Consider the following 4,484-nt stretch of genomic DNA (forward strand, 5'->3'; position numbering starts at 1 on the left):
CCACGGAAGAGCGGATCAGGATCGGCCAGACGGTCAAGGCGCGGCTGGACCAGATGCGAGAAGAGCGGGCGGCTGAGATCGTCGAAGCCCTCAAGCCCCTGGCCTGGGATATCTGCGCTCACGCCCTCCTGGACGACAGGATGATCCTCAACACGGCCTTCCTGGTGGACGGGACCAAGGAAGGAGAGGTCAGCGAAACCCTGGAGCAGCTCAACGATCGCTACTGCGACTCGGTCGATTTCCGATGTGTGGGGCCTCTGCCGCCCTACAGCTTCGGTACCGTGGAGATCAAGACGTTCGAGTTTGAGACCATCGACCGGGCGCGGGGGCTCCTGGGACTCCCTGAGGACGCCTGCTTGGCCGAGATCAGGGATGCGTATCGGCGACTCGTCCAACAGTGCCACCCGGACCATGCCCCCCGGCAGGCCGGCGAGGCCGGCCACGACGCGGCCGGGTCGTTTGAGGCGGTGACCGAGGCCTACCGGCTCCTGGGGGAGTACCGCCGGGTGGGCTCGTCCTTTCGCGCGCGGGACGTGAGGGAGGTAGTGGCGGTGAGGCTCCTCCAGCGGGCTCAGGAGCCCGGCGGTGCGTGAGGAGGGGAAGTACCTCTACGGAATCATCGGGACGAAGGAGGAGCGGAACTTGGGCCCCATCGGCATGGGCGGCGAAGATGTGGAGACCATCGCCTACCGCGACCTGAGCGCAGTCATCAGCAATGCTCCGCTGGGAAAATACGTGGTCTCCAAAGAGAACCTCCTGGCCCACGAGCGGGTAATCGAGCAGGCCATGAGGGAGTTCACCGTGCTGCCGGTCAGGTTCTGCACCGTGGCGGCCAACGCTGAGGAGATCCGGCGGCTCCTGGAGCGGCGGTACCAGGAACTGAGGCACCTCCTGCGGGACATGGACGGCAGGGTCGAGCTGGGGGTCAAGGCCTTCTGGCGAAACATGGAGCTCATCTTCCAGGAGCTGGTAGACGAGAACGAGAAGCTCAAGCGCCTGAAGGCGGAGATTGCCGAGAGGCCCTCTCGGCAGACGCACGCCCAGCGGATCGCCATCGGAGAGATGGTTCAGGCCGCCCTGGAAGCGAAGAAGGAGCGCGAAGGAGAGGAGCTCCTCAGGGCGTTGAAGAAGCTCTCTGTTGATTGGCGTCTTAACCGGACCATCGGAGACAAGATGCTTTTTAACGCCGCCTTCCTGGTGGATCGGGCCAGGGAGAAAGAGTTCGACGACCTGATGGAGCGACTGGACCTCCGGTACCGGGCGCGGATCAAGTTCGCCTACGTGGGGCCGGTGCCGCCTTACAACTTCGTCAACATCACCCTCAGGCCTGACGAGTGAGCCCGGGTAAGGAGCATGAGGCGGCCCTGCGCTCGCGCCGGACGGAAGGACGAGTGACATGAAGAATTTCGATTGGATTTCGAACCTGCGGGAAGTTGTCAATGTGTGGATCTCCTCGCTCGCCGCAATCGTAGCCAACAAGGCGCGGTGGAAGGGATAACCGGGTGTCATCGAGCGCGCATCGAGGTCGCTGGACCATCGAGCTGGCCACGGCGGGCAATGGGGCAGTCAGGGTCGATGTGACCGAACTCCTGGCTGCTCACGAGCGGGCCGCCAGGCGATGGAGCCGCCTCCGGCTGACGGGAGCCATCCTCTGCTCCCTCGCGGTGTCCGGGTCGCTCATCTTGGGCGTGATGGCGCTCCGTTGGGACGTCCAACACCGACGGGACATGCAGATGCTTAAGTTCTTCCTTCAGGAGTCTGAGGTAAGAGTCATGTGTTGGAGGGCTGTGGCGCTTCGTGTGAACCCGATTCGGGAAGATACGGCAACGAGTGATCCACGCGAGGCGTGGGTGCGCGGATGCGTGGAAGGGGAGCTTGCACGGCAGGAAGGCAAAGCTCTGCGACGTGCTCGTGATGCAGCGCTCACGAAGCCGGAACAGATCAATCATGACCAGGCCGTACACCGAGACTAAGTGAATTCCTTCATGGGGAAGTACATCTACTGCATCACGGATGGGGCCGAGGAGGAGAGCTTCGGCCCCCTGGGGATGGGGGGGCGAGGGGATGAGCTCACCACGATCACCCATCGCGATATCGCGGCCGTGGTGAGTGACTCGCCGGTCACGCGCTATCCGGTTTCCCGGGAGAGCTCACTCGCCCATGAACAAGCGATCGAGGCCGTTTTCAAGCGCCACACGGTCCTCCCCGTCAGATTCTGCACCATCGCGGAGGATGAGGCAGCCGTGCGGGCCATCCTGGAACGGGAGTACGACGAGTTGGGGGCCCTCCTGAAGGAGATGCGCAACAAGGTGGAGGTGGGTGTGAAGGCCATCTTCCACGAGACGCTCGTCTACCAGGAGATCTTAGAGCGATACGGAGAGATCAGGCGGAGGAAGGAAGCCGTCGCCTCCCTGCCATCCCCGAAGGTCCCCTGGCAGCTCATGGAGATCGGCAGGATGGTGGAAGCCGCGCTGGACGCCGAGAAGGCCAGGGTCCGGGAGGAAATCATGGACGCGCTGAAGGGGGCCTGCCGCGACTTCCGCCTGACCAATCGCCTTCTGGGGGAGCGGATGATCCTGAATGCCGCGTTCCTCGTAGACCGGGACCGGGAGGCCGCCTTTGACCGACAGATGGACAGGCTGGCTGAGCGGTACGGAGAGATGGTGAGGTTCAAATACGTGGGTGGGTTCCCACCCTTTAACTTTGTCAACCTGGTCATTGCATTCGAAGGGGGCCGGGCCCCCGACGCCGAAGGCGTGGGGAGGGGCCCCCTCCGAGCCTCCCGCCATTGCGGTTCAAGCGTGGCGGGTTCGGCCGTGCCGTCAGGCAGGCCCCCCGCCGCGCGAGGCCCGAGTTGATTGCGCGGGCAAAGCCCGCGCTCGGAGTGAGCTTCCGTTCCGCAAGGGAAGTTTGAGAAAGGAGGAGGTCATGCTTTTGATCGACGACCTGCTTGCGCTCCCGTTCAGGGGGTTCGTGGGCATTTTCCGCAAGATCCATGAGCTGGCCGACCGCGAGCTAAACGATGAGGCTTACATCCAAGAGAAGCTCCTGGAGCTCCAGCTCCTCTACGAGATGGACGAGATCGACGAAGAGGAGTACACGAAACTGGCGGCTGAATGGGAAGCGAAGCTCAACGCCGCCAGGGGCGCCGAGGAAGAGGCGGGGTCGGAGGGAGACGAGTCAGCTCCAGGCCCTGGAGTGACCGCTGGGAGCGACGTCGCGGCCGAGAAGCCGCGTGCCGCCTGAGCGGACTTGGGCGATGAAGATCGAAGAAGTGAACCGGGTGATCCAGGGGTTGCTCGGGGAGGTCCTGAAGAAAGAAGGGACAATCATCAAAACGAGCAAGACCTCCGACGGCTGGGAAGTCCAGGTGGAGGTCATTGAAGAGAACGCATACACGAAGGCGCTGGGGATCCGGGCCAGAGTCATGGACAGAAACATCTACGAGGCGAAGCTCAGCGATGACCTGGAGGTTGTCTCCTACGCACGGGTCGGCCAGCCCCTGGCGGGCACCCACCAAAGGGGGGTCGGGCGAGCAGGTTGAGAGGAGGCACACGATGGGGGCATTCAAATGTCCGGGGTGCGGAGAGACCACCTGGGGGGCCCTGAAGCACTGCCCGAAGTGCGGAGAACCGTTAACCCGGCAATGCGCGGAGTGCGGAGGGACGTGGCGGTACATCTACGAGAACGACTATCCGTTCTGTCCGGGCTGCGGGGCCAGGGTCGAGCGCGCGCGAGTCAGAGGATAAGGGACGCCAATGCCACAGTCACAGGCCATCTCCCACAGCGTTCAGACCACCAACCTGGCGGACATCCTGGAGCGGGTCCTCGACAAGGGGATTGTCATCGCCGGCGACATCAAGATCTGCCTGGCCGATATCGAGCTGCTGAACATCAAGATCCGGCTCCTCGTGGCCTCGGTGGAGAAGGCCAAGGAGATGGGGATCGACTGGTGGCAAAGTGACCCCGCTCTCTCCTCGAAGGCGCGGGCCCTGGAGGACGAGAACCGAACCCTGAAGGAGCGCCTCGATCGGCTCGAGGCCCGCCTCGGGGGTTGAGGGAGGAAAGCATGAGAGGAACAAAGGGCGGCGGGGGATTCGGCCTCGGCGATCTCTTCAGGGGAATCGGTGACCTCATCGAGCTCCTCAAGGAGATGGAGGCGGAGGGGAAGACAGAGGTGACCCGGACGGGGGAGCTACGGGGGAAAGGGCGGCTGAAGGACTTGAGAGGGGTCTATGGCTTCAGCGTCAAGGTCGGCCTGGGGGGCGAACCGACCGTCGAGACCTTCGGCAACATCAAGAAGGGCGAAGAGGGTGCGGTGGTGGAGGAGGCGAGAGAGCCCCTGGTGGATGTCTTTGATGAGAAGGAGGTCATCCGGGTGATTGCCGAGCTGCCAGGAGTGGAGGCCGACGACATCAAGGCCGAGCTGGAGGGAGACATCCTCACCATCGCCGCTGAGGGCAAGGACCGGAAGTACACCAAAG

Annotated in this window: 7 protein-coding genes; all 7 read left to right on the forward strand. The window is 63.4% G+C overall.

Annotated features, from left to right (window positions below):
- Positions 1 to 593, forward strand: a 593-nt coding sequence (locus HY726_01005; GenBank protein MBI4607570.1) for a GvpL/GvpF family gas vesicle protein, incomplete at its 5' end; no start/stop codon positions are given.
- The gene (locus HY726_01010; GenBank protein ID MBI4607571.1) at positions 586 to 1,338 is read left to right on the forward strand and encodes a GvpL/GvpF family gas vesicle protein; all 753 of its coding nucleotides are present in this window, start codon (positions 586 to 588) and stop codon (positions 1,336 to 1,338) included. The genes HY726_01005 and HY726_01010, both read left to right, overlap by 8 nt.
- 647 nt (positions 1,339 to 1,985) lie before the next feature.
- Positions 1,986 to 2,858: a GvpL/GvpF family gas vesicle protein gene (locus HY726_01015; protein ID MBI4607572.1), complete on the forward strand. Its 873-nt coding sequence runs from the start codon at positions 1,986 to 1,988 to the stop codon at positions 2,856 to 2,858.
- A 70-nt stretch (positions 2,859 to 2,928) separates the two neighbouring features.
- Positions 2,929 to 3,246 (forward strand): gas vesicle protein GvpG, encoded by a 318-nt coding sequence (locus HY726_01020; protein MBI4607573.1) that lies wholly within the window; start codon positions 2,929 to 2,931, stop codon positions 3,244 to 3,246.
- Between the two features lie 13 nt (positions 3,247 to 3,259).
- Entirely contained in the window at positions 3,260 to 3,544 is a 285-nt protein-coding gene (locus HY726_01025; protein ID MBI4607574.1) for a gas vesicle protein, read from the forward strand.
- A 214-nt stretch (positions 3,545 to 3,758) separates the two neighbouring features.
- Positions 3,759 to 4,058: a gas vesicle protein gene (locus HY726_01030; GenBank protein ID MBI4607575.1), complete on the forward strand. Its 300-nt coding sequence runs from the start codon at positions 3,759 to 3,761 to the stop codon at positions 4,056 to 4,058.
- Positions 4,059 to 4,069: 11 nt separating this feature from the next.
- A partial coding sequence (locus HY726_01035; protein ID MBI4607576.1) for an Hsp20/alpha crystallin family protein occupies positions 4,070 to 4,484 on the forward strand: 415 nt, incomplete at its 3' end.

This window comes from Candidatus Rokuibacteriota bacterium, assembly GCA_016209385.1.
Lineage (GTDB): Bacteria > Methylomirabilota > Methylomirabilia > Rokubacteriales > CSP1-6 > JACQWB01.